The sequence below is a fragment of the Enterobacter sp. T2 genome (assembly GCF_010692925.1).
Classification (GTDB): Bacteria; Pseudomonadota; Gammaproteobacteria; order Enterobacterales; family Enterobacteriaceae; genus Enterobacter; species Enterobacter kobei.
The window spans coordinates 834,539-859,144 of sequence record NZ_CP048736.1; the positions used below are offsets into that span (position 1 = coordinate 834,539).

Annotated in this window: 19 protein-coding genes; 10 read left to right on the plus strand and 9 right to left on the minus strand. The window is 56.8% G+C overall.

Annotated elements, in window-relative coordinates:
• Nucleotides 1-13: 13 nt before the first annotated feature.
• The 8 genes from panC to thpR all read right to left on the minus strand — a co-directional run bounded on the left by panC (nucleotide 14) and on the right by thpR (nucleotide 6,537).
• Nucleotides 14-865: a pantoate--beta-alanine ligase gene (panC, locus tag G0034_RS03940; protein ID WP_014882599.1), complete on the minus strand. Its 852-nt coding sequence runs from the start codon at nucleotides 863-865 to the stop codon at nucleotides 14-16.
• A gap of 11 nt (nucleotides 866-876) precedes the next feature.
• Nucleotides 877-1,668, minus strand: coding sequence for a 3-methyl-2-oxobutanoate hydroxymethyltransferase (panB, locus tag G0034_RS03945; protein WP_014882600.1), 792 nt, complete (start codon nucleotides 1,666-1,668; stop codon nucleotides 877-879).
• Between the two features lie 121 nt (nucleotides 1,669-1,789).
• Nucleotides 1,790-2,269, minus strand: coding sequence for a 2-amino-4-hydroxy-6-hydroxymethyldihydropteridine diphosphokinase (gene folK, locus G0034_RS03950; protein WP_179120529.1), 480 nt, complete (start codon nucleotides 2,267-2,269; stop codon nucleotides 1,790-1,792).
• Nucleotides 2,266-3,663 (minus strand): polynucleotide adenylyltransferase PcnB, encoded by a 1,398-nt coding sequence (pcnB, locus tag G0034_RS03955; protein WP_232952366.1) that lies wholly within the window; start codon nucleotides 3,661-3,663, stop codon nucleotides 2,266-2,268. Before pcnB ends, folK begins: the two co-directional genes overlap by 4 nt.
• A gap of 42 nt (nucleotides 3,664-3,705) precedes the next feature.
• Nucleotides 3,706-4,596: a tRNA glutamyl-Q(34) synthetase GluQRS gene (gluQRS, locus tag G0034_RS03960; protein ID WP_014882603.1), complete on the minus strand. Its 891-nt coding sequence runs from the start codon at nucleotides 4,594-4,596 to the stop codon at nucleotides 3,706-3,708.
• A 59-nt stretch (nucleotides 4,597-4,655) separates the two neighbouring features.
• Nucleotides 4,656-5,111: an RNA polymerase-binding protein DksA gene (gene dksA, locus G0034_RS03965; RefSeq protein WP_001155232.1), complete on the minus strand. Its 456-nt coding sequence runs from the start codon at nucleotides 5,109-5,111 to the stop codon at nucleotides 4,656-4,658.
• A 176-nt stretch (nucleotides 5,112-5,287) separates the two neighbouring features.
• Nucleotides 5,288-5,992: a DNA/RNA nuclease SfsA gene (sfsA, locus tag G0034_RS03970; protein ID WP_014882604.1), complete on the minus strand. Its 705-nt coding sequence runs from the start codon at nucleotides 5,990-5,992 to the stop codon at nucleotides 5,288-5,290.
• Nucleotides 5,992-6,537: an RNA 2',3'-cyclic phosphodiesterase gene (gene thpR, locus G0034_RS03975; RefSeq protein WP_032637482.1), complete on the minus strand. Its 546-nt coding sequence runs from the start codon at nucleotides 6,535-6,537 to the stop codon at nucleotides 5,992-5,994. Before thpR ends, sfsA begins: the two co-directional genes overlap by 1 nt.
• A 73-nt stretch (nucleotides 6,538-6,610) precedes the next feature.
• Here thpR and hrpB point away from each other — a divergent pair, with 73 nt between their 5' ends.
• The 10 genes from hrpB (at nucleotide 6,611) to fhuB (ending at nucleotide 23,070) form a co-directional block, all read left to right on the plus strand.
• Nucleotides 6,611-9,040, plus strand: a complete 2,430-nt coding sequence (gene hrpB / locus G0034_RS03980) for an ATP-dependent helicase HrpB (protein ID WP_248229205.1) — start codon at nucleotides 6,611-6,613, stop codon at nucleotides 9,038-9,040.
• Between the two features lie 182 nt (nucleotides 9,041-9,222).
• Nucleotides 9,223-11,748, plus strand: a complete 2,526-nt coding sequence (gene mrcB / locus G0034_RS03985) for a bifunctional glycosyl transferase/transpeptidase (RefSeq protein WP_014882607.1) — start codon at nucleotides 9,223-9,225, stop codon at nucleotides 11,746-11,748.
• Nucleotides 11,749-12,092: 344 nt separating this feature from the next.
• On the plus strand, nucleotides 12,093-12,665 hold the full coding sequence (locus G0034_RS03990; RefSeq protein WP_137984526.1) for a fimbrial protein: 573 nt from the start codon (nucleotides 12,093-12,095) through the stop codon (nucleotides 12,663-12,665).
• Nucleotides 12,666-12,707: 42 nt separating this feature from the next.
• Nucleotides 12,708-13,421, plus strand: coding sequence for a fimbrial biogenesis chaperone (locus G0034_RS03995; protein WP_047344006.1), 714 nt, complete (start codon nucleotides 12,708-12,710; stop codon nucleotides 13,419-13,421).
• 20 nt (nucleotides 13,422-13,441) lie between these two features.
• Nucleotides 13,442-15,919, plus strand: coding sequence for a fimbria/pilus outer membrane usher protein (locus G0034_RS04000; RefSeq protein WP_179120531.1), 2,478 nt, complete (start codon nucleotides 13,442-13,444; stop codon nucleotides 15,917-15,919).
• Between the two features lie 13 nt (nucleotides 15,920-15,932).
• A complete protein-coding gene (locus G0034_RS04005) occupies nucleotides 15,933-16,937 on the plus strand; it encodes a fimbrial protein (protein WP_014882611.1) in 1,005 nt (334 codons plus the stop codon).
• A gap of 205 nt (nucleotides 16,938-17,142) precedes the next feature.
• Entirely contained in the window at nucleotides 17,143-19,353 is a 2,211-nt protein-coding gene (gene fhuA / locus G0034_RS04010; RefSeq protein WP_045134597.1) for a ferrichrome porin FhuA, read from the plus strand.
• Nucleotides 19,354-19,403: 50 nt separating this feature from the next.
• Entirely contained in the window at nucleotides 19,404-20,201 is a 798-nt protein-coding gene (fhuC, locus tag G0034_RS04015; protein WP_014882613.1) for a Fe3+-hydroxamate ABC transporter ATP-binding protein FhuC, read from the plus strand.
• Nucleotides 20,201-21,091, plus strand: coding sequence for a Fe(3+)-hydroxamate ABC transporter substrate-binding protein FhuD (fhuD, locus tag G0034_RS04020; RefSeq protein ID WP_045134599.1), 891 nt, complete (start codon nucleotides 20,201-20,203; stop codon nucleotides 21,089-21,091). The genes fhuC and fhuD overlap by 1 nt, the downstream gene beginning before the upstream one ends.
• The gene (fhuB, locus tag G0034_RS04025; RefSeq protein ID WP_179120532.1) at nucleotides 21,088-23,070 is read left to right on the plus strand and encodes a Fe(3+)-hydroxamate ABC transporter permease FhuB; all 1,983 of its coding nucleotides are present in this window, start codon (nucleotides 21,088-21,090) and stop codon (nucleotides 23,068-23,070) included. Before fhuD ends, fhuB begins: the two co-directional genes overlap by 4 nt.
• A gap of 96 nt (nucleotides 23,071-23,166) precedes the next feature.
• Here fhuB and hemL read toward each other — a convergent pair whose 3' ends face one another.
• A complete protein-coding gene (gene hemL / locus G0034_RS04030) occupies nucleotides 23,167-24,447 on the minus strand; it encodes a glutamate-1-semialdehyde 2,1-aminomutase (RefSeq protein ID WP_179120533.1) in 1,281 nt (426 codons plus the stop codon).
• Nucleotides 24,448-24,606: the final 159 nt, after the last annotated feature.

Genomic DNA, 24,606 nt, shown 5'->3' on the forward strand with positions numbered 1-24,606 from the left:
CCGGGTAGAAAAACTACGCCAGCTCAACCACTTTGTTGTCAATCAGGCGAGCCTGGCCAAGCCATGCCGCCACCAGAATTACCGCACGTTTGCTTGTCTCTGCAAGTTCGAGCAGCGTATCAGCATCGCGGATTTGTACATCGTCAGCCCGGAGACCTTTGTCGTTCAGCGCCTGTTCCGCAAGAGCAATAATCTCTTCTGCGGTTAATGCTTTCGCCAGAAGCTGTTCTGCCATGCTGTTCATGACCTTGCTTAACGCCGGGGCGATTTTACGCTGCTCGGCGGTCAAATAGCCATTGCGGGAGCTGAGCGCCAGCCCGTCTTTAGCGCGCACGATCGGCACGCCCACAATCTCAATATCATATCCCATGTCCGCCACCATTTTGCGGATCAGCGCCAGCTGCTGGAAATCTTTCTCGCCGAAGCAGGCGATATCCGGCTGTACCAGGTTAAACAATTTGCTGACAATGGTGGAGACGCCGCGGAAATGGCCCGGACGGCTGGCGCCTTCCAGCATGGTCGAAATTCCCGGAACGTCCACGTAGGTTGCTTCGCCGGTTCCCTGAGGATAAACGTCTGCCGGAGACGGCGCGAAAACAATGTCCGCCTGACGCTTTTTGAGCTTCTCGCAGTCTTCCTGCAGGGTACGCGGGTAGCGCGCCAGGTCGTCTGCGCGGTCAAACTGCATGGGGTTTACGAAGATACTGACCACCACGATATCTGCACGGGCTCTTGCTTCGTCGACAAGCTTCATATGGCCGTCATGCAGGTTGCCCATGGTCGGGACCAGTGCGATACGTTTACCTTCCTGACGCGCGCGACGGATGTGCTGGCGAAGCAGCGGCAGGGTTTCAATGATTAGCACAACGAGACTCCTTAATGGAAACTGTGTTCTTCACCCGGGTAAACACCGGATTCAACGTCGGCAATATACTGCCTGACCGCGGCGCGCATGTCGCCCGCTTCGGTAAGGAAATTTTTCGCAAATTTCGGGATATGCCCACCGGTAATACCAAAGGCGTCGTGCATCACTAAAATTTGCCCGTCGGTCACGTTGCCAGCACCAATACCAATCACCGGAATCGACAGCGCTTCAGTGATACGTTTCGCCAGTTCAACAGGCACGCACTCCAGTACCAGCAATTGCGCGCCTGCAGCTTCCAGCGCCAGGGCATCATCAAACAGCGTCTGTGCCGCATCGCCACGGCCCTGCACCTTGTAGCCGCCAAAGATGTTGACGGACTGTGGCGTCAGGCCCAGATGGCCGCACACCGGCACGGCGCGTTCGGTGAGCATCTTCACCGTATCCACCAGCCAGGCTCCGCCTTCAATTTTGACCATATTGGCCCCGGCACGCATGACCGCCGCCGCGTTTTCGAATGCCTGCTCCGGTGTGGCATAGGCCATAAACGGCAGATCGGAAAGCAGGAGGCAGGCTGGCGCACCGCGGCGCACGGCGCGGGTATGGTAAGCAATATCCTCAACCGTGACCGGCAGGGTGGAATCATGTCCTTGTACCGTCATCCCTAACGAATCTCCGACCAGCATGACGTTGATACCCTCTTCGGCAAACAGTTTGGCGAAGCTGTAGTCATACGCGGTGATGGTGGCGAAGCGTTTTTTTTCCTGTTTGCATTTCTGCAGTAAGGAGATGGTGGTTGGTTTCATACTGTTTCCTGATAGCCCAAAGCGAATCTTTGCGCATTCTAACAGTAACATTCCGGGGAACAATGATTTTAGGCAACCGATTAACCACAATTATTTAGCGGCTAACCGGTGGGGGAGAGGTTTACCAGCGAGCGGGTTTTTCCGCGTTCAGGTTGTCCAGAACGGTCTTTAACGAGGTACCGTCCGGGAAGGTGATATCGGGGGCGACTTCAAAGAGCGGCCAGAGCATAAATCCGCGATTTTTCATATCATAATGCGGTACGGTGAGGCGATCGGTATGAATCACCTCATCGCCAAACAGCATGATGTCGAGATCGAGGGTGCGCGGTCCCCAGCGTTCGGCTTTGCGCACGCGGCCCTGCTGGAGCTCAATGCGCTGGGTGTTATCCAGCAGCGCTTCTGCATCAAGGGCTGTTTCCAGCACCACGGCAGCGTTCAGGTAATCAGGCTGATCCTGTGGGCCGAGCGGCGGGGTACGATAAAACGACGAGACGGCGACGATCCGGCTTTGCGGAATCTCGCCCAGCGCCTTTACGGCAGCGTTAACCTGCTCCAGCGGAGAGGCTAAGTTACTGCCGATGGCGATACAGGCGAGTGTCATGCTGAACCTTCACGACGCGGCGCACGTTTGCGCGGACGACGATGACGGCGACGCGGTGCGGGCTCTTCATCCAGCCCGGTCAGCATATCCTTCTGTTCCGGCGGAGCGGAAACCTGGAATTCAGCCCACCACTGCGCCAGACGCTGCAGCTCCTGATTGCGTTCAATTTCCGCACGCAGGGACAGCAGATCGAACGCGGCGCGGAACTTTGGATGTTCCATCAGTTTCCAGGCGCGTTTACCCTGGCGGCGGGACATGCGCAGCTGAAGCTGCCAGATGTCGCGCACCAGCGTGGTAATACGTTTCGGGATCGCCAGCGTACGGCACCCTTCGTCCAGCACGTCGTTTGCGGCCAGCGCGAAGGCATCGTAATAGGCCAGGCCGCTCTCTTGAGTAATTCTTTGCGCGGTTTCCAGCAGGGGATACCAGAACATCGCCGCAAACAGGAATGCCGGGTTCACGCGCATGTCATTCTTGATGCGGGTGTCGGTATTTTTCAGCACCTGCGCAATCATGCGCTCCATCGGGCTGTCACCGTTTTCGGTGAAGTAGCGCGTAATGGTCGGGAACAGCGGCTGGAACAGGTTGTATTCGCGCAGCAGCTTGTAGGTTTCAAACCCGTAGCCAGCCTGCAATAGCTTCAGCGCTTCTTCAAACAGACGGGCAGGCGGCACGTCGTTGATCAGCGTCGCCAGACGCGGGATCGGCTCTGCCGTCTCCGGGCTGATGCGCATGTTGAGCTTGGCAGCGAAACGCACGGCACGCAGCATACGCACAGGATCTTCGCGATAACGCGTTTCTGGCGTGCCGATCAGGCGGATCAGGCCCTCTTTCAGGTCCTGCATACCGCCCACGTAATCACGCACGGTGAAATCCGCCACGCTGTAATAGAGGCTGTTGATGGTGAAGTCGCGGCGCTGGGCATCTTCTTCGATAGAACCGAAAATATTGTCACGCAGCAACATACCGTTCTGGCCGCGCTGGGAGGTCGTGCGATCGGATGCGCCCGCTTCGTGGTGGCCGCGGAAGGTCGCCACTTCGATAATTTCTGGCCCAAACATGACGTGAGCAAGACGGAAACGGCGGCCAACAAGACGACAGTTACGGAATAACTTGCGCACCTGCTCAGGCGTGGCGCTGGTCGTCACGTCGAAATCTTTTGGTTTTTTGCCCAGCAGTAAATCACGCACCCCACCGCCAACGAGATAGGCCTCGTAGCCCGCTTTATTCAGACGATAGAGCACCTTGAGGGCATTTTCACTGATATCTTTGCGGGAAATAGTGTGCTGCTCACGCGGAATAACCGACATGTGTGGCTGTGCAATAGCATCGTTCGCCATGCTCTCTTCGCGGCTTAGCACTTTACGGCAAAAATTAGCGACTCGGGTAAAAATGGTACACCTCGTAGTGTGTTTTGTTATGAAAAAAGCGGCTAATCATAGCTCAGCGCAACGCATTTGAGAATGCTGGATTTTTGGCACCGCCGTGAGCGTCCATTGCGCGATGGCCATTTTCAGCAGTTCGTCAATACGCAGATCCTGCCATTCGTGGGTTACATTTTGGTTGAGAAATCGCAGCGCGTCGATCAAAACAGGACGCGGATCGCCGTCTGGCAGGGCTGGGGCGTGGTTTTGCTTGGACAGTTTAATGCCCTGCGCATTGACCGCCAGCGGCAGATGAAGGTAACCCGGTACCGTCCAGCCAAACTGCTGATACAGCGATATTTGCCGCACGGTAGGTTCGACCAGGTCTGCCCCACGCACAATTTCCGTGACGCCCTGGAAATGGTCGTCGACGACCACGGCCAGGTTATAAGCAAACAGACCATCACGACGGTGAATAATAAAATCTTCGCGCGCCAGACGTTCATCGGCACGGATCTCTCCGGAGAGCAGATCGTGGAAACGGGTGACGGGCGCACGTTGCAGCAGGCGCACGGCGGCGTTCTCCGGGGGATGATTGAGCGTACGGCAGTGCCCGTCATAGACGCCGCCAACGCTCTGGATACGCGCGCGGGTGCAGGTGCAGTTGTAGGAAAGCCCTTGCTCAGCGAGCCAGGCCAGACGCTCCCGATACGCCTCGTGGCGTTTTGATTGCCAGAGAACCTCGCCGTCCCAGTGCAGGCCGTAATGTTCCAGCTGACGCAGTATGGTCTCTGCAGCACCGGGAACTTCACGCGGCGGGTCAATATCTTCTATGCGGACGAGCCATTTGCCCTGGCTGGCGCGAGCCTGCAGGTAGCTGCCGAGCGCGGCAATTAATGAGCCGAAGTGTAATTCACCGGAGGGAGATGGCGCGAAGCGCCCGATATAGTGTGATTCAGACATATCAACGTTAACAAGGCGGGAGAGACTCCCGCCTTTGGAGTGGGTAAACAGCGCTGGTATTAACCGGCCATCTGTTTTTCGCGGATTTCGGCCAGCGTTTTACAGTCGATGCACAGATCGGCGGTTGGACGCGCTTCCAGGCGACGAATACCGATTTCAACACCGCACGATTCGCAGTAGCCAAAATCTTCGTCTTCGACTTTTTTCAGCGTTTTCTCGATCTTTTTGATCAGTTTGCGTTCGCGGTCACGGTTACGCAGTTCGAGGCTGAACTCTTCTTCCTGAGCGGCACGGTCTACCGGATCCGGGAAGTTTGCAGCTTCATCCTGCATATGCGTAACGGTGCGATCGACTTCATCCCTGAGTTGATTACGCCATGCTTCAAGAATACGCTTGAAGTGCGACAGCTGGGCTTCGTTCATATACTCTTCGCCCGGTTTCTCTTGATACGGCTCCACCCCAGCGATGGCGAGAATACTCAGGGACGATGTTTTACGGTTTTGCCCTTCTTGCATGTTGCTTCTCCTTAACACGCACTATCGATCCCCGTGTTGGGGGAAAAATCAGGTCGCTATAAATAGCAGATGCTTTTCCGTATGGCAATTATCTAAACGTAACACTTGACAAGCCTGTGAGGAAAAGCGTATTTGCGCACGCGGCCAGAACACATAATCATCAATCGTCTAATCCCTTATAAGACAATGGGAAGAGAGGATCTCAGAGTCATATTATCGGCAGAAAGTTCCGCCTTATAAGCGAAAACCTCTACCCCCTGCTTTTGTGCCTCATTCAACAATTGCGCGTATTTAGGGTCAATATGGCGGGCAGGTGAGAACCGTTCAATGGCTGAATGCAGTACCGCAAACAGCAGTACGGCGCGTTTGCCCGCCGCCGCAACACTCATTAGCTCCCGCAGGTGCTTCTGTCCACGTAGCGTAACCGCATCCGGGAAGTAGCCATTTTCCTGTTCCGCTAACGTCACTGATTTTACTTCAATATAGCACTCCGGCCTGTCTTCCGCCTGTAACATGAAGTCAATTCTGCTGCTTTCATCGCCATATTTCACTTCACTTTTATGCGTACCATAACCCACCAGTTCGGGAATAGTGCCATGGGTCAGCGCTTCCTTAACCAGTTGATTGGCGCGCAGGGTATTAACGCAAATAAATGCCCCACTTTGTGTCTCAGTTATTTCCCAGGTATGGGGATATTTGCGTTTAGTATTTTCTGAAGTGGAATACCAGACCGTGTCACCCGGCGTGGCGCAACCGGTCATGGCTCCGGTGTTGGGGCAGTGCAGAGTGAGCGTTTCCCCCTCAGGTGTCACCACGTCGGCGAGGAAGCGTTTGTAGCGTTGGATCAGCGTGGCGGGCTGGAGTGCAGGGCTAAACTTCATCAGGATTCCTTCATCGTGTCGCCCAGCGTCCAGCGCTGTAGCGGCGTATAGCGTGTGCGTCCTTGAGCAAAGACAGATTCATAAAGCGCGAATGCATTGACCGGGAAAGCCCAGTGAAAACCCGGGGCCGGGAGGGCAACGGCCTGACCGGCATCGCGCAGCAGCGTGATATGCGGATGAAATGGCTGCGGGCTCTGATAACAGCCGCTGCGCGCCGCCTGCGCGCGCAGCATATTTGCCAGCTGCAATAATCCGCGCGGTGGCTGGCGCGTGCCCAGCCAGACCACGCGCGAACGTAGCCATTGTCCTGCATCGTCGAGGTGCAGCGTAAACGGCGGCTGAGAAATCCGCCCGGCCATGGCGGCTAACGCCCGCTGTTTCCCGGCACTCACGTCGCCCAGGAATGCCAGCGTCAGATGCAGGTTCGCGGCTGAAACGGGCCGACCTGCTTCCGGTGGAAAATGTTCAGCGCGCCAGCGAACGATTTGCCGCTGAACAGGGGCGGGCAGCTCAATGGCAAAAAACAGTCGTTTTGACTCAGACATACGGGGGACTCGGTAATGATATGCGCCGATGCTACAATGTACGCCGACTAATGTTAACCCTCTGGAGCTGTTAGTGTCCTCATTGCCGGTCGCCGTCGTCCTTCCCGAGCTTCTTGCTGCCTTACACCACGCCCCGCAGGTTTTGCTTAACGCGCCTACGGGGGCGGGCAAATCCACCTGGCTGCCGCTACAGATCCTCAAGGAAGGGAAGATTGCCGGAAAAATCATCCTGCTGGAGCCGCGCAGGCTCGCCGCACGCAACGTGGCGCAGCGACTGGCGGAACTGCTGAACGAAAAACCGGGCGAAACGGTAGGTTATCGGATGCGTGCCGAAACCTGCGTTGGCCCGTCCACGCGCCTTGAAGTGGTTACCGAGGGCATTCTCACCCGCATGCTGCAAAACGATCCGGAACTGACCGGCGTTGGGCTGGTGATCCTGGATGAATTCCACGAACGCAGCCTGCAGGCGGATCTGGCCCTGGCGCTGTTGCTGGACGTCCAGCAGGGGCTGCGCGACGACCTCCGGCTGCTCATTATGTCGGCGACGCTGGATAACGCGCGGCTGCAGCAGACGCTGCCTGATGCCCCAGTGATTGCCTCCGAAGGTCGTGCATTCCCAGTGGAGCGGCGCTATCAGCCGCTACCTGCCCATCAGCGTTTTGACGAAGCGGTGGCTGTCGCCACGGCTGAACTGCTTCGTCAGGAGCCGGGGTCGCTGCTGCTATTTTTACCCGGTGTGGGAGAAATCCAGCGCGTACAGGAGCAACTGGTATCACGGGTGAGTAGCGACATTATTCTGTGTCCGCTCTATGGCGCGCTGTCGTTGGCCGATCAGCGTAAAGCGATCCTTCCCGCCCCGGCGGGGCAGCGCAAAGTGGTGCTGGCGACCAATATCGCGGAAACCAGTTTGACCATCGAAGGCATTCGCCTGGTGGTGGATAGCGCCCAGGAGAGGGTGGCCAGTTTTGACCCGCGCACCGGGCTGACTAAGCTGCTCACGCAGCGCATCAGCCAGGCGTCGATGATCCAGCGTGCGGGCCGTGCCGGGCGTCTTGCGCCGGGCATTTGTCTGCATTTGACCAGCGCGGAGCAAGCTGAGCGTGCCGCACAGCAAAGCACGCCAGAAATTTTACAAAGTGATTTGTCTGGCCTGGTGATGGATCTCCTGCAATGGGGCTGTCCTGACCCTGCCCAGCTCACATGGCTCAACCCTCCGCCAGCGGTTAACCTCACGGCGGCGCGCAGCCTGCTGACTCAGCTTGGCGCGCTGGAAGGCGAGCGTCTGACGGCGCGCGGGCAGAAAATGGCGGCGCTGGGTAACGATCCGCGTCTGGCTGCCATGCTGGTGGCCGCGCAAGGGAACGATGAAATTGCCACGGCGGCCAGGCTGGCGGCTATCCTTGAGGAGCCGCCGCGCGGTGGCAGTAGCGATCTGGTACAGGCATTTTCGCGTAATCAGGGGAACTGGCAGCAGCGGGCGCAGCAGCTGGCCAAACGCCTGAATAGCCGGGGCGGTTCACCTGACAGCGATAAAATTGCCTCCCTGCTGTCAGAAGCCTTCCCGGACAGAATTGCCCGCCGCCGCGGGCTGGACGGGCGCTATCAGCTGGCAAACGGCATGGGGGCGATGCTGGACAGCGATGATGCGTTAACGCGTCACGAATGGCTGATTGCCCCGCTTTTGCTTCAGGGGAGCCACTCTCCTGACGCACGTATTTTACAGGCGTTTGCCGTAGACATTGATGCGCTGACCCGCGCTTGTCCGCAGCTGCTGCAGCAGTCCGATATCGTGGAATGGGATGAGACTCAGGGCACGCTAAAGGCGTTTCGCCGCAGTCAGATTGGCAAACTGACGCTCGGGACGAAACCGCTGGCGAAGCCGTCAGAAGAAGAGTTACACCAGGCGATGCTGAACGGCATCCGGGAAAAAGGGCTGAGCGTACTGAACTGGACGCCGGAAGCTGAACAGTATCGTATACGCCTGCACTGCGCCGCGAAGTGGCTGCCGGAACACGGCTGGCCAGCGGTGGATGATGAGACGCTGCTGGCTACGCTTGAGCACTGGCTACTGCCGCAAATGAGCGGCGTACACTCCTTGCGTGCGCTCAAGGCACTTGATGTTAAGACCGCGTTACAGAATTTACTGGACTGGTCATTACGTCAACGTCTGGATAGTGAGCTGCCTGGGCATTACACTGTGCCCACCGGGAGCCGGATTGCCATTCGTTATCATGAGGATAATCCTCCGGCGCTGGCGGTACGGATGCAGGAGATGTTTGGTGAAGCCACCACACCGTCTATCGCAGAAGGGCGTGTGCCGTTGGTGCTTGAGCTGCTGTCGCCTGCGCAGCGTCCGCTGCAGATCACCCGCGATCTGGGCGCGTTCTGGGCGGGAAGTTACCGGGACGTGCAGAAAGAGATGAAAGGGCGCTATCCCAAACACGTCTGGCCGGACGATCCGGCGAACACGGCGCCGACACGGCGGACGAAGAAGTATTCGTGAATCAGGGGAAGAGGGGAGTGCGGCCTGGATTGTGCGGGCTGGATTGTGCGGCCTGATGCCCTCACCCCGGCCCTCTCCCATGGGGAGAGGGAGAAAACTAATTTTGAGAGATTTCTTCTTTCACAGGTCAGTGGAAGAAATGAGAATCGGGCCTTTGCGCCTGAACGTTGCGGAGAAAAAGCATGGCGGGGAATGACCGCGAGCCAATAGGACGTAAGGGAAAACCCACGCGTCCGGCGAAAGAAAAGGTAAGCCGTCGTCGCCTCAGAGATGAGGACTATGACGATGACTATGAAGACGATTATGAGGATGAAGAACCGATGCCGCGTAAAGGAAAAGGCAAAGGGCGCAAGCCTCGGGGCAAACGCGGCTGGTTCTGGCTGCTGCTGAAGCTGTTCATTGTTTTTGTTGTGCTGATGGCGATTTACGGCGTTTATCTGGATCAGAAGATCCGCAGCCGTATCGACGGTAAAGTCTGGCAGTTACCTGCGGCAGTGTATGGCCGTATGGTGAACCTTGAGCCAGATATGTCCATCAGTAAGAACGAGATGGTGAAACTGCTGGAAGCGACCCAGTATCGTCAGGTGTCGAAGATGACGCGCCCTGGCGAATTTACCGTTCAGGCGAAAAGCATTGAGATGATCCGCCGTCCGTTCGACTTCCCGGACAGCAAAGAGGGGCAGGTGCGCGCGCGTCTGACCTTTGACGGCGATCGTCTGGATACCATCGAGAACATGGATAACAACCGTCAGTTCGGTTTCTTCCGTCTCGATCCGCGTCTGATCACCATGCTCTCGTCGGCAAACGGCGAGCAGCGCCTGTTTGTGGCGCGTAACGGCTTCCCGGATCTGCTGGTGGATACGCTGCTGGCAACCGAGGACCGTCACTTCTACGAGCACGACGGCATCAGCCTTTATTCTATCGGCCGTGCCGTACTGGCGAACCTGACCGCAGGTCGTACCGTGCAGGGGGCGAGTACGCTGACTCAGCAGCTGGTGAAGAACCTGTTCCTCTCCAGCGAACGCTCTTACTGGCGTAAAGCCAACGAAGCGTACATGGCCGTGCTGATGGATGCGCGTTACAGCAAGGATCGTATTCTTGAACTGTACATGAACGAGGTTTACCTCGGTCAGAGCGGCGATAACGAAATCCGCGGCTTCCCGCTGGCAAGCCTGTACTACTTTGGCCGCCCGGTGGAAGAGCTGAGCCTGGACCAGCAGGCATTGCTGGTGGGCATGGTGAAAGGGGCGTCCATCTACAACCCGTGGCGTAACCCGAAACTGGCGCTGGAGCGTCGTAACCTGGTCCTGCGTCTGCTGCAACAACAGCAGGTGATCGATCAGGAACTGTACGACATGCTGAGCGCGCGTCCGCTTGGCGTGCAGCCGCGCGGTGGGGTGATCTCTCCTCAGCCTGCGTTTATGCAAATGGTGCGTCAGGAGCTGCAAAGCAAGCTCGGTGATAAGGTCAAAGATCTCTCCGGCGTGAAGATCTTCACCACCTTTGACTCCGTGGCCCAGGATGCAGCAGAAAAAGCCGCGGTGGAAGGTATTCCGGCACTGAAGAAACAGCGCAAGCTGAGCGATCTGGAAACCGCCATGGTGGTGGTTGACCGCAACACTGGCGAAGTACGCGCGATGGTGGGCGGTGCCGAGCCGCAGTATGCGGGCTATAACCGTGCCATGCAGGCGCGTCGTTCGATTGGTTCTCTGGCAAAACCGGCGACCTATCTCACCGCCCTGAGTCAGCCGAATCTGTATCGTTTGAACACCTGGATTGCCGATGCGCCAATCTCACTGCGTCAGCCTAACGGTCAGGTCTGGTCCCCGCAGAACGATGATAAACAGTTCAGCGGCCAGGTTATGCTGGTGGATGCGTTGACCCGTTCCATGAACGTCCCCACGGTTAACCTCGGTATGGCGCTGGGCCTGCCTGCGATTGTCGACACCTGGCAGAAACTGGGCGTGTCGAAAGATCAGCTGCATCCGGTTCCGGCGATGATTCTGGGGGCACTTAACCTGACGCCGATCGAAGTGGCACAGGCGTTCCAGACCATTGCCAGCGGCGGTAACCGTGCGCCGCTTTCGGCCCTGCGCTCGGTGATTGCCGAGGATGGATCCGTGCTGTATCAGAGCTTCCCACAGGCAGAACGTGCGGTGCCTGCGCAGGCGGCCTATATGACGCTGTGGACCATGCAGCAGGTTGTGCAGCGCGGTACTGGCCGTCAGCTGGGGGCGAAATATCCGGGTCTGCATCTGGCGGGTAAAACCGGGACCACCAACAACAACGTCGATACCTGGTTTGCCGGTATTGATGGCCGTGAAGTGGTGATCACCTGGGTAGGCCGTGATAACAACCAGCCAACCAAGCTGTACGGTGCAAGCGGGGCGATGTCGATTTACCAGCGCTATCTGGCGAATCAGTCTCCGGTGCCGCTGAACCTGGTTGCGCCGGAAGATATCGTCGATATGGGCGTGGACGGTTCCGGTAACTTTGTTTGCGGCGGTGGGATGCGTACCCTGCCGGTCTGGACCACCAACCCGGACTCCCTCTGCCAGCAGAGCCAGCCTGAACAGCCAACGGGCAACCCGTTCGATCAATCTTCTCAGCCTCAGCAGCCGCAGCAACAACAGCCGCAGCAGCAGAATGAGAAGAAAGACAGCGATGGCGTAGCCGGCTGGATTAAGGACATGTTTGGCGGGAATTAATTAATTCCCTGAATAAAAGGCCGCTTTATTTTAAAGCGGCCTTTTTTATTGTTTACAGTCCGCAATCCTTTAAAAAAAGTTAATTCAAAATTAAGAATTCCTAAGATTCATTATTTTTTATTTAAAACATAGTCTTGTGCGCCATTATGTGCAGGAGGTTTTTAGGCTATCTGGACACTGGTAAGAATGATCTGATTTAATCGCCTCAAGGAATCACAGGCTTTCCTGAAACATGGCTGGGTTAATTACCCCTGTATGAGTGATATGAGCGCTTAAATAACATTCTGACGCACAGTATTGGGGCGGGAATGGATGACTGCATCGATATATATAAGGATATGATTATGAGTAAGTATGTTCTTTCTTCATTTTTGGCTGCAAGCATAATGGCATCGCTGTCTCTGCCAGCATTTGCCGGAAACGATTCTGGCACGGTGAACTTTGCCGGGAAAGTGGTGGCCGACACCTGTGAAATTAATGTTGATGGCTCCGGTACGACCTCGTCAACCGTCACGTTCCCCGATACCTATGCGTCGGACTTTGGCACTGATGGCGCAGTGGGCACCAGCAAAACGTTTAATATTGAAGTGAAAAAATGTGACCCGCTGGTTGCCAAACTCAACCTCAAATTCAGCGGAACGACAACGGATGCCGCGCATAAACGTCTGAAGAACGACCTCAGCGGCGCCGGTAATGCCACCAACGTTGGCATCATCGTCAGCAATGAAAACGGCACGAAAGACGATGTGGTATTTGATGGCTCCCTGCCTTCGACGGGAACGGATGTGGCTAACGATGCGACGGGAACAAATGCCTCAGTCTTTAACTACATCGCGAAGGTGATTCAGATTGGTGATACTGCACCCACCGCAGGCCGCTATTCTTCTTCGGCAACTTTCGAGGTTGTCTATCGCTAAGTCATTACTGGCAGCCTTTATGGCTGCCTTTTGGAACGTTGTATGAAGACTTTATTTAAATTGTTATGTGGTTGTTTAATTATTTCTTGTCTGTCAGCGCAGGCCAGCGTGGTTTTGGGTGGTACTCGTATTATTTATCCATCAAATAAAGCTGAAGTACAAATAGCCCTTAAAAATAAAGATCCCCATACGCGTTATCTGGTACAAAGCTGGGTCAGCTATGTCAATAATGCAAAAGCGCCCTTCGTTATTACCCCTCCTGTTTATAAGCTGCAGGAAAATCGTCAAACCCTTTTACACGTTATTTTTACTGGCGATAAAAAAAGCCTGCCATCAGACCGTGAATCGCTGTTCCTGGCGAATGTGAAATCGGTCTCCGCGCTGTCGCCTGAGCTGAAAGAGAAAAATACCCTGCAGTTCGCGATGAAAACGCGGCTGAAGCTTTTCTGGCGCCCGTCTCAGTTAAAAGAGGCCGATGCGCTGGTGGCGGATGAAAAAATCACGTTCCGTCGTCAGGGCGACACGCTTATTGCTAAAAACCCCACGCCGTTTTACGTCTCCTTTGGCGAGCTGGCCGTGGGCGGGAAAAGCGTACCGGTGAAAGAGACCGAAACCACGCCGGGGGCTATTTCGATGATGGTTGCACCGTTTAGCGAGCAGCATTTTGCGTTGCCAAAAGGGGCGACGGGTGCGGTGACCTGGACGGCAATCAATGATTTTGGGGCGCAAACCCCTCAGCGCAAGCAGGCCCTTTAACGGGATCGTGTTGGAATGCTATGTCCTCTCCCTCTCGCCAAAAACAGGTATGGTCCGGGATCGTGCTCGCACTGTTCGTCGCGATCCCACCTGCGTGGGCTGATGACGAATTCAACCTGCGGATCCTTGAGCTGGATACGCCGCTGGAAAATACCGCTACGCTCAAAAACTTCATTAATGATAACGGCTTGCTGGCAGGGCGCTATCTGACCACCATCATGTGGGATCGGGACGTCGTGGATAAACGCGAGGTCACCTATGTGCTTTCTGACGATAAGCAGCAGCTTCTGCCGGAGCTGACCAAAGCGGATCTGCGTGAATTTGGCGTGAACGTCGACGCGGTGCCGGATCTCAAAGATATGGACGATGCGGCCTGCATTCGGGATATCTCCCATTTTATCGAACATGCTCGCTACGATTACAATCAGGATAACCAGACCCTGACGCTGGTCATTCCCCAGGCCTACCGCAACCGCGCGGCTGCGGGCGCCATTAACCCGAAATTCTGGGATGACGGTGCTCCGGCGGCCTGGACAAGCTATCAGCTCAGCGGTTCTCAGCAGCATTACAGCACGGGCCAAACCTCATCAACCTGGCTTGGCCTGACGTCGGGTCTTAATCTGGGCGCGTGGCGGCTGCGCAACAACAGTACCTGGAGTGACTCTTCGGGCTGGGAAGCCATCGCCACCACCCTGCAGCGCGATATCAAAGCGCTGAAAAGCCAGCTTGAACTGGGCCAGACGTACACCAACAGCGAGCTGTTCGACAGCGTGCAGATGACCGGCCTGACGCTGGAAACGGATACGGCGATGCTACCGGTCAGCCAGCAGGGGTTTGCGCCAGTCGTGCGGGGGATTGCCAACAGCGATGCAAAAGTCACCATTAAGCAAAACGGCTACACCCTTTATCAAACCAACGTCTCGCCGGGGCCATTTGAGATCCGTGATTTAAGCCAGGTCGCCTCCGGCGCGGATCTGGAAGTCACCGTTGAAGAGGCGGATGGCTCGGAGCATAGCTTCATACAGGCCAGCGCGTCGGTGCCGGTCCTCCAGCGTGAGGGCGGGTTTAAGTATTCGCTGGCGGCCGGGCGTTATCGCGGCAATGAAGGGGAAGATGAGCCCACCTTTGTGCAAGGTACGGCTATTTATGGCCTGCCGTATGGCGTGACGGCCTACACCGGCGCTCAGGGTGCGTCGATGTATCATGCACTATTGCTGGGGGTTGGCGCGGATTTGGGTCATCTGGGCTCAGCCTCGGTGGATATCACCACCGCGAGAACCGCCTTTGATGACGGACGTGATGACGCAAATGGACTTTCATGGCGAGCGCAGTATTCAAAAGATATTCCCGACACAGATACCACCGTCACGCTTGCCAGCTACCGCTATTCCACCTCCGGGTTTTATACCTTTCAGGAGGCTATCGATCAGCGCGACAGCGAGATTGATGACGGCATTTATACCTATCGCAGAACCAACAACCGCCGAAGCCGCATGCAGGTAAACCTTTCCCAGCGGCTTTCTGACTGGGGCTCGGCGTATCTTAACGGCTATCAGCAGGATTACTGGGATATGGACGGCCACGAGCGCAGCGTCAGCGCCGGGCTGAGCTCCAGCTGGCGGGATATTACCTGGTCGATAAGCTACAACCTGACCCGCACGCCAGATGCCGATTCCGATCGGCAACTGGCGCTGAACGTCAATATCCCGTTATCGCACTGGCTCTCTAACGCGTGGGCAAACTACAGCGTAAATACCGCAAGCGGCGGGTATGTCTCGCACCAGGTGGGGATCGGGGGGACCGCGCTTGAGGATAACAAGCTGAGCTATAACCTCCAGCAGACTTACGCCAACAAAGATACGGGCTATGGCGGCAGCGTATCCGGGCGCTATCGCGGCTCGTCCGGCGAAGTTGGCATGGGGTACAGCTACGGCGGGGATAACCGCCAGTGGAACTATAACGCTCAGGGATCCATCGTGGCTCACGGTCAGGGCGTTACGCTGGGGCAGCCCGTGCGGGACGCTTTCGCGATTGTACACATCAACGACGTAGAGGATGTCAACGTTCAGAGCGGCCGCGGCATTTATACCGATGCGTTTGGTAATGCCATCGTGCCGTCGCTTACCGCTTACCGACACAACACCCTCACGGTAAACACGCAGGAACGCAGCGATATTGATATTGACGCGGCAACGTTAGATCTCGTGCCGACAAAAGGCGCGGTGATACTGGCGAACTTCGAGGCCCGCGTTGGGCGCCGCGCGCTGGTCACGCTGCGTCATCAGGGTAAACCAGTGCCGTTTGGTGCCATCGTGGCGCTTGATAACACCACCGCGATTGTCGGGGATGATGGCGAGGTCTACCTCTCAGGGCTTAATGGACACACATCGTTCAGCGCGCAGTGGGGAGAGGCGGGCGACGAACAGTGTTATGGCGTCATCGATTTACCCGATGACAATGGCGAGGGAATCATTAATACCGCGGTCAATTGCAAATGAGGCTGGAGAGAAAATGCGCGTGACTATTCTGGTGAGAACCGTTATCTCTGCCGTACTGCTGGTCGCCGCCGCGCGGGTACATCCGGCATTTGCTCAATGTACTTTCAGCGGCGGGGATGGATCTGGCGGCATTGTTACCTTTCAGCTTCCAGCGGTCTTTATGCTCGATCCCGATACCCCTGTGGGGACCGTAATTTATGACAATGCCGTCGAATCCAATGAAATTACGGTGCACTGTGGCGGAGCTGACGCGCAAATCCGGCGCGGCTATTTGACCCTGACGGATGCCGACGCGCGTGAGGACGTTCTGCCGGGAGTCTATAAAACCAACGTGCCGGGGATTGGCATCCGTGCGGCGGCGTCAAGCGAACGGTTGCCCGACTATATAGAGGAGGACCTCATTCGTCCCTGGCAGTATTATGGCTACAAACATGGCGGGTCTGATGGCACCCACGTCTTTCGGGCCGCCGCTCAACTGGTGGTCATCGGCCAGGTCCAGGACGGGATGCTGGATACCTCGCGCCTGACCTCGCAGGATACGCTCGGCGGTGTCGTGGTCGGTGAAATGCGTTTTTCGCCCACCAGCGTCCATATTACGACCAATACCTGTAATCTGGTTGACCGTAACATTTTTGTTCCTCTCAAAACGGTCAATTCTCAGGATTTTGACGGGCAATACTCAGAGATACTGACTGACGGTGGTTTTAAGATTGCAATAAACGACTGCGCGGCGGGAACAAAGATTGACTATCAGTTCACCCGCACGGGGTCGACGGGGGTGACCAACGGCTCGATTTTGGGCATTGCATCCGGTGATGCTGCCGCACAAGGGTTGGGGATTCAAATTCTCGACAGCAACGATACCGTCCTTCAGTTTGACCAGACCTATACTGCGATATCCGCTACGCAGGACAAGGTGCCCGCAGAGATCCCCCTGAAGGCCCGCTACGTCAAAACGGGGGAGGTCAAACCCGGAAAAGTCGAGGCGGTCGCCACGTTCGAGCTGTTTTACCGCTAATGCTTCCCGCCCGCTCCGGCGGGTTTTGGCGATCCTTTCGCTAACATCATTAACCCCCTGTTTTCATCTGGTTAATTCTTAATCCCTCAATTCACGTAGGGCCGCTTATTGCTTGCTATGCAACCGGCGTTTCGCCTATTATTCTTGCGCTCATAATAATAATTCTCGTTTACGTTATCATTAACCTTTCCATCAGAGATACAACATGGCGCTTTCCAATACTGCTCAGCCAATCAACACGTCGCTGCGAAAAGTCGCGGTCGTCGTAGCCACAGCGGTTGCCGGCATGTCGGCTTATGCACATGCTGCCGAAACCCCGAAAAAAGAAGAAACCATTACGGTAACCGCAGCGCCTGCGGCACAGGAAAGTGCCTGGGGACCGGCACCCACGATTGCGGCCAAGCGCACCGCCACGGCGACCAAGACCGATACGCCAATTGAGAAAACCCCGCAGTCTATTTCCGTAGTCACTCGTGAAGAGATGGACATGAAGCAGCCGGGGACGGTGAAGCAAGCGCTGGCCTATACGCCGAGCGTTTTTGCTACTCGCGGTGCATCAACAACATATGATGTAGTTTCTATCCGTGGTTTCACCACTTCCACTACCGTGAATACTAACCAGTACCTGGACGGGATGAAGCTACAGGGTGATAACTATTCTGAAGCGTCAATGGATCCCTATTTCCTTGAGCGTGTCGAACTGCTGCGTGGCCCAACATCCGTTCTGTACGGTAAAAGCCACCCGGGCGGCGTGGTCAGCATGGTCAGCAAGCGCCCAACCACCGAGCCACTGAAAGAAATCCAGTTCAAAATGGGTACCGATAACCTGTGGCAAACCGGGTTTGATTTTAGCGATGCGATTGATGATGACGGCGTGTGGTCATACCGCCTCACCGGTCTGGGGCGCAGCGAAAATGCACAGCAGGAAATGGTTAAGTCCACCCGCTACGCCATTGCACCCGCTTTCAGCTGGCGTCCTGACGATAAAACTGATTTCACCTTCCTGAGTAATTTCCAGAGCGATCCGGATGCAGGCTATTACGGCTGGCTGCCGCGGGAAGGCACCGTTGTGCCGTACTATGATGCCAATGGCAATGCGCACAAGCTGCCGACAGACTTCAATGAAGGTGACGAAGACAACAAGATCTCCCGTCGCCAGAAGATGGTGGGCTACAGCTTCTCACATGAGTTTGACGATACCTTTACCGTACGTCAAAACCTGCGCTATACCAAAGTTAATACACTCTACCGTTCTGTTTACGGCAACGGCTATATCGCGCCGGGGAAAATCAGCCGCGCCTATGTACGTTCTGATGAAAACCTGAATTCGTTTACAGTTGATACCCAGCTGCAATCCAAATTTGCGACCGGTGCAGTGGATCATACCCTGTTAACGGGTGTCGATTACTTGCGCATGCGTAACGATATCGATGCTGATTACGGCACCGCTGACCCTATCAGCATGAGTAATCCGCAGCATAACAATGCCAATATCAACGTGAACTTCCCGTATGCCGTGCTCAATCGTCAGGAACAAACGGGCCTGTACGCGCAAGATCAGGCTGAATGGGATAAGTGGGTCATGACCCTTGGCGGACGCTATGATTTCGCCAAAACGTCCACGTTGACGCGTTCCTCTGACACGACGGCTGAAATCAACGATCGGGCGTTCACCTGGCGCGGCGGGATCAACTACCTGTTTGATAACGGTATTACGCCGTACTTCAGCTACAGCGAATCCTTCGAGCCTATTTCCGGCGCAACCCAGGGTGGTAAACCGTTCGATCCGGCTCGTGGCAAACAGTATGAAGCGGGCGTGAAGTATGTACCGAAAGATCTGCCTGTGGTTGTGACTGCAGCGGTATACCAGCTGACTAAAAACAACAACCTGACGGCCGATCCGGCGAACCCGACCAGCGGCTTTAGCGTACAGGGCGGTGAAATTCGTTCCCGCGGGTTCGAACTGGAAGCGAAAGCGGCAGTAACGGCAAACGTTAATGTGACGGCATCCTATAGCTTTACTGATGCAGAATACACGCACGATACCTGGTATGAAGGCCGCCGTCCGGCGGAAGTGCCGCGTAATATGGCGTCTCTGTGGGCAGATTACACCTTCCACGAGACGGCGTTGAGCGGTCTGACGGTAGGGGCGGGAACCCGATACATCGGTAATACCGTTTCTTACTACTCTGCCTCGTCGCCAAAAGCCTACCAGTCGTTCAACGTCGCGGGTTATGCGCTGGCGGATGCGACCGTGAAGTACGACCTGGCTCGCTTTGGGCTGCCGGGCTCTTCTGTCGGTGTCAACGTAAACAACATCTTCGACCGCGAATACGTCTCCAGTTGCTACAGCGAATATGCGTGTTACTGGGGGGCAGGACGTCAGGTTGTCGCCACCGCGACCTTCCGCTTCTAATCTCTCTTTGGGCACGGTTCGCCGTGCCCTTTTTATTTAAGTTGGCTGATATGCAGGATAATCAAACGCAATCCGACACCACCTTCACGCTCAATCATCTCTCCTTTCGCGTACCCGGACGCACGTTGCTGCATCCGCTCTCTCTGACGTTCCCGGCCGGTAAAGTGACGGGCCTGATTGGTCACAACGGTTCCGGTAAATCCACGCTCCTTAAGATGCTGGGACGCCATCAGCCGCCGTCTGAAGGGGATATCCTGCTGGACGGACAGCAACTGGAGAGCTGGAGCAGCAAAGCCTTTGCGCGCAAAGTGGCCTATCTGCCGCAGCAGTTGCCGCAGGCGGAAGGGATGACGGTGCGTGAGCTGGTGGCGATTGGGCGTTATCCGTGGCACGGGGCGCTTGGGCGCTTCGGCGTGGCTGACCGGGAGAAAGTGGAAGAGGCGATTGCGCTGGTTGGGCTAAAACCGCTGGCGCACCGTCTGGTGGATAGCCTGTCTGGCGGTGAGCGTCAGCGGGCGTGGATTGCAATGCTGGTGGCTCAGGACAGCCGTTGCCTGCTACTGGATGAGCCTACCTCTGCGCTGGATATTGCCCATCAGGTCGATGTGCTGGCGCTGGTACACCGGTTAAGCCAGCAGCGTGGCCTGACGGTGATTGCGGTCCTGCACGATATCAACATGGCGGCTCGCTACTGCGATTATCTTGTCGCGCTACGCGGCGGCGAAATGATTGCGCAGGGAACACCGTCAGAATTGATGCGCAGCGAAACGCTGGAACACATTTACGGTATTCCAATGGGTATCTTGCCTCACCCGGCTGGGGCTGCACCGGTGAGCTTCGTGTACTGATGCTGGACAACACATTTATCAGCCGTCGTCGCCTGTTGACGGCAATGGCGCTCTCACCCCTGCTGTTTAACATGACGACGGCGCGTGCTGCCGCGATCGATCCTCACCGCATTGTGGCGCTGGAGTGGCTGCCGGTAGAGCTGATGATGGCGCTGGGCGTCACGCCCTATGGCGTGGCGGACATCCCTAACTATAACCTCTGGGTGAACGAGCCGAAGCTGCCGGACTCGGTGATTGACATCGGCCTGCGTACGGAGCCAAACCTCGAACTGCTTACCCAAATGAAACCGTCATTCCTGTTCTGGTCTGCGGGCTATGGCCCGTCCGAAGAGACCATGGCACGTATTGCGCCAGGGCGCGGTTTTTCCTTTAGCGACGGTAAAAAACCGCTGACCGTGGCGAAAAACTCGATCAACGAGATGGCGCATTTCCTCAACCGTGAAACGGAAGCCAAAAAGCATCTCGATGAATTCGATGCCCTGATTGACGCCCTGAAGCCGCGCTTTGCCGGGCGGGGCGATCGCCCGCTGCTGATGGTGACGCTGCTGGATGCCCGCCATATGCTGGTATTCGGTAAAAACTGTCTGTTCCAGGAGGTGCTGGACAGCTTTGGCATTCGCAATGCGTGGGAAGGGGAGATGACCTTCTGGGGCAGTACCGCCGTCGGTATCGATCGTCTGGCGGCGTTTCGTGATGTGGATGTGCTGTGCTTTGACCACGGCAACGAGCGCGAAATGCAAACGCTGATGGCGACACCGCTCTGGCAGGCGATGCCGTTTGTGCGCGAGAAGCGCTTCCAGCGTGCGCCCGCTGTGTGGTTCTACGGCGCGACGCTATCGGCCATGCATTTTGCCCGCGTACTGGATAACGCGCTGGGAGGTAAAGCATGAGTACCCGTATCGCGCGTTTCCCGGTTCTACTGCTGTCCGTGCTTTTTCTGGCTGCACTGTCATTCACCGGGTTCAATCTCTCGACGGCGTTACCGCGTGCGCAGTGGGGAGCCGCGCTGGCCTCGCCGGATATCGACAATATTCAGCAGATGCTGTTCCACTACAGCCTGCTGCCGCGTCTGGCGATCTCCCTTTTGGTCGGGGCCGGTTTAGGCCTGGTAGGCGTCTTATTCCAGCAGGTATTACGTAACCCGCTGGCGGAGCCAACCACGTTGGGCGTCGCTACCGGGGCGCAGCTTGGGATCACGATCACCACGCTGTGGGCATTGCCCGGCGCGTTAACCTCGCAGTTTGCGGCCCTCGCGGGGGCGTGTGTCGTAGGGGCGCTGGTCTTTGGTGTGGCCTGGGGGAAACGCCTTTCTCCGGTAACGCTGATTCTTGCCGGGCTGGTTGTCAGCCTCTATTGCGGTGCGATTAACCAGCTGCTGGTGCTGTTCCATCACGATCAGCTGCAAAGTATGTTCCTGTGGAGCACCGGCACGCTCACCCAGACCGACTGGAGCGTTGTGCAGCGTCTGTGGCCGCAGCTGGCGGGCGGGGTCGTGCTGACGCTGCTGCTCCTGCGTCCGCTGACGCTCATGGGGCTGGATGATGGCGTGGCGCGCAACCTGGGGCTGGCACTGTCGCTGGCACGCCTGGCGGCGCTCACGCTGGCGATTGTGCTGAGCGCTCTGCTGGTTAACGCGGTGGGCATTATCGGCTTTATCGGTCTCTTTGCGCCGCTGCTGGCAAAAATGCTCGGGGCGCGTCGGCTGCTGGCGCGTCTGCTGCTCGCACCGTTGATCGGGGCGCTGATCCTCTGGCTTTCCGATCAGATCATTCTCTGGCTGGCCCGCGTCTGGATGGAAGTGTCTACCGGGTCAGCAACGGCGCTTATCGGTGCGCCGCTGCTGCTGTGGTTGCTCCCGCGTTTGCGCAGCATCAGCGCGCCTGCGATGGACGCGGGCGATAAGGTCTACGCGGAACGTCAGTCGGTACTGTGGTTTAGCCTTGTCGGTCTGGGAGTATTGCTTCTCGCCTCGTTTGCCGCACTCGCGTTTGGGCGCGATGCCGCAGGCTGGCACTGGGCAACGGGTGATTTACTCAACGAATTACTGCAATGGCGCTGGCCGCGGATCCTCTCCGCGCTTATTGCCGGTGTGATGCTGGCGGTTGCGGGCTGTATTATTCAGCGTCTGACCGGTAACCCGATGGCGAGCCCGGAAGTGCTGGGGATCAGCTCCGGTGCCGCCTTTGGCGTGGTGCTGATGCTGTTCCTGGTGCCAGGGAACGCGTTTGGCTGGTTGATGCCTGCCGGGAGTATTGGTGCGGCGGTGACGCTGATGATTATTCTGATTGCCTCTGGCCGCGGCGGATTTTCCCCGCACCGGATGTTGCTGGCCGGGATGGCGCTCAGCACGGCCTTTACGATGCTGTTGATGATGCTGCAGGCGAGTGGCGATCCGCGAATGGCGAAGATCCTGACCTGGATTTCTGGCTCAACCTACAACGCTACCGCCAGCCAGGTTGTGCATTCCGGGATCGTAATGATTGTGCTGCTGGCGATTGTGCCGCTGTGTCGTCGCTGGATGACCATTCTGCCGCTCGGCGGCGAAACGGCGCGGGCTGTGGGCATGGCGCTGACGCCTACGCGTGTCGCACTTCTCCTGCTGGCAGCGTGCCTCACGGCAACGGCAACCATGACTATTGGCCCGCTGAGCTTCGTCGGGTTGATGGCACCGCATATCGCCAGAATGATGGGGTTCCGCCGGACAATGCCGCACATTGTGATGTCAGCCCTGACGGGCGGAGTCATTCTGGTATTTGCGGACTGGTGTGGAAGGATGGTGCTGTTCCCTTACCAGATCCCGGCGGGACTGCTGTCGACCTTTATAGGCGCGCCGTATTTTATTTATCTGTTGAGAAAGCAGAGTCGGTAGTCAGGTGCGGCCTGATGCCCTCACCCCGGCCCTCTCCCACGGGGAGAGGGAGAATATCGTAGGCCGGGTAAGCGTTAGCGCCACCCGGCAATTCCCTTAAAGCTTCGCAAACACCTTACGCGCCGCGTCGATGGTATTATTGATATCTTCTTCGCTGTGCGCCACGGACATAAAGCCCGCTTCAAACGCCGACGGCGCCAGGTACACACCTTCTTCCAGCATCAGGTGGAAGAAGCGCTTGAAGCGTTCAACATCGCACTTCACGACGTCCTGATAGCTGGTCACGGTTGGCGCATCGGTGAAGAAAATCCCGAACATGCCGCCGACGTGATTGACCACCAGTGGGATACCCGCCTCTTCCGCGGCTTCCAGCAGACCGTTAGCCAGTTGAGTCGTCAGGTCGGTCAGGGTTTCGTGAATGCCTGGTTGCGCCACTTCGGTCAGGCAGGCGAAGCCTGCGGCCATCGCAATCGGGTTGCCGGAAAGGGTACCTGCCTGGTAGACCGGGCCCGTTGGCGCCAGCGCTTCCATCACATCCTTACGGCCGCCGAATGCGCCAACAGGCATGCCGCCACCGATGATTTTGCCGAGGCAGGTCAGGTCCGGCTCAACGCCATAATAAGACTGGGCACCCGCCAGCGCTACGCGGAAGCCGGTCATCACTTCGTCGATGATCAGCAGGGCACCAAACTCATCGCACAGGGCGCGCAGGCCCGGCAGGAAGTCCGGCTGCGGTGGAATGCAGTTCATGTTGCCCGCTACCGGTTCAACGATGATGCAGGCGATCTCCTGCGGATACTGCTCGAACGCCGCGCGAACGGTGTTCAGATCGTTATAGGTACAGGTCAGGGTATGCTTAGCGAAATCCGCCGGCACGCCAGGCGAGTTTGGCTGGCCGAGGGTCAGCGCGCCGGAGCCTGCTTTCACCAGTAAACAGTCTGCGTGGCCGTGATAGCAGCCTTCGAATTTAATGATTTTATCGCGACCGGTAAAACCGCGCGCCAGGCGGATCGCGCTCATGGTCGCTTCGGTACCGGAGTTCACCATACGTACCATGTCCATGGTCGGCACCAGTTCAGTCACCAGCTCCGCCATCTTCACTTCCATTTCGGTTGGCGCACCGAAGCTCAGGCCACGCTGAGCGGCTTCAATGACCGCGTTACGAATGGCTGGGTGGTTGTGCCCGACCACCATCGGTCCCCAGGAACCGACATAATCGATATAGGCTTTGCCATCGACATCATACAGATACGCGCCGTCAGCACGTTCAATAAACAGCGGCGTACCGCCCACGCCGGTAAAGGCGCGAACAGGCGAGTTCACACCACCTGGAATAAGCTCCCGGGCTGCACTGTAGAGGTTTTCAGACTTGCTCATGGCGTCGTTCCTGGTTCGTATAAAATGATTAAGCACACTATTCTAAGTGATTCGCAGTAGGTTATGAAATTTTTAGCCAGATAATGCTTTAAGATTTGTTAAGTATTTTTAAGGGGACGGAGGGAAGGTCTCTGGTAAAATCTCCTCGGCTTTTTGTAT

Excerpts from the sequence above, each read along its gene's own strand:
- panB (WP_014882600.1), bottom strand. The coding sequence starts at position 1,668 with ATGAAACCAACCACCATCTCCTTACTGCAGAAATGCAAACAGGAAAAA.
- folK (WP_179120529.1), bottom strand. The coding sequence starts at position 2,269 with ATGACACTCGCCTGTATCGCCATCGGCAGTAACTTAGCCTCTCCGCTG.
- gluQRS (WP_014882603.1), bottom strand. The coding sequence starts at position 4,596 with ATGTCTGAATCACACTATATCGGGCGCTTCGCGCCATCTCCCTCCGGT.
- dksA (WP_001155232.1), bottom strand. The coding sequence starts at position 5,111 with ATGCAAGAAGGGCAAAACCGTAAAACATCGTCCCTGAGTATTCTCGCC.
- sfsA (WP_014882604.1), bottom strand. The coding sequence starts at position 5,992 with ATGAAGTTTAGCCCTGCACTCCAGCCCGCCACGCTGATCCAACGCTAC.
- thpR (WP_032637482.1), bottom strand. The coding sequence starts at position 6,537 with ATGTCTGAGTCAAAACGACTGTTTTTTGCCATTGAGCTGCCCGCCCCT.
- mrcB (WP_014882607.1), top strand. The coding sequence starts at position 9,223 with ATGGCGGGGAATGACCGCGAGCCAATAGGACGTAAGGGAAAACCCACG.
- G0034_RS03990 (WP_137984526.1), top strand. The coding sequence starts at position 12,093 with ATGAGTAAGTATGTTCTTTCTTCATTTTTGGCTGCAAGCATAATGGCA.
- G0034_RS03995 (WP_047344006.1), top strand. The coding sequence starts at position 12,708 with ATGAAGACTTTATTTAAATTGTTATGTGGTTGTTTAATTATTTCTTGT.
- G0034_RS04000 (WP_179120531.1), top strand. The coding sequence starts at position 13,442 with ATGTCCTCTCCCTCTCGCCAAAAACAGGTATGGTCCGGGATCGTGCTC.
- G0034_RS04005 (WP_014882611.1), top strand. The coding sequence starts at position 15,933 with ATGCGCGTGACTATTCTGGTGAGAACCGTTATCTCTGCCGTACTGCTG.
- fhuA (WP_045134597.1), top strand. The coding sequence starts at position 17,143 with ATGGCGCTTTCCAATACTGCTCAGCCAATCAACACGTCGCTGCGAAAA.
- fhuC (WP_014882613.1), top strand. The coding sequence starts at position 19,404 with ATGCAGGATAATCAAACGCAATCCGACACCACCTTCACGCTCAATCAT.
- fhuD (WP_045134599.1), top strand. The coding sequence starts at position 20,201 with ATGCTGGACAACACATTTATCAGCCGTCGTCGCCTGTTGACGGCAATG.
- fhuB (WP_179120532.1), top strand. The coding sequence starts at position 21,088 with ATGAGTACCCGTATCGCGCGTTTCCCGGTTCTACTGCTGTCCGTGCTT.
- hemL (WP_179120533.1), bottom strand. The coding sequence starts at position 24,447 with ATGAGCAAGTCTGAAAACCTCTACAGTGCAGCCCGGGAGCTTATTCCA.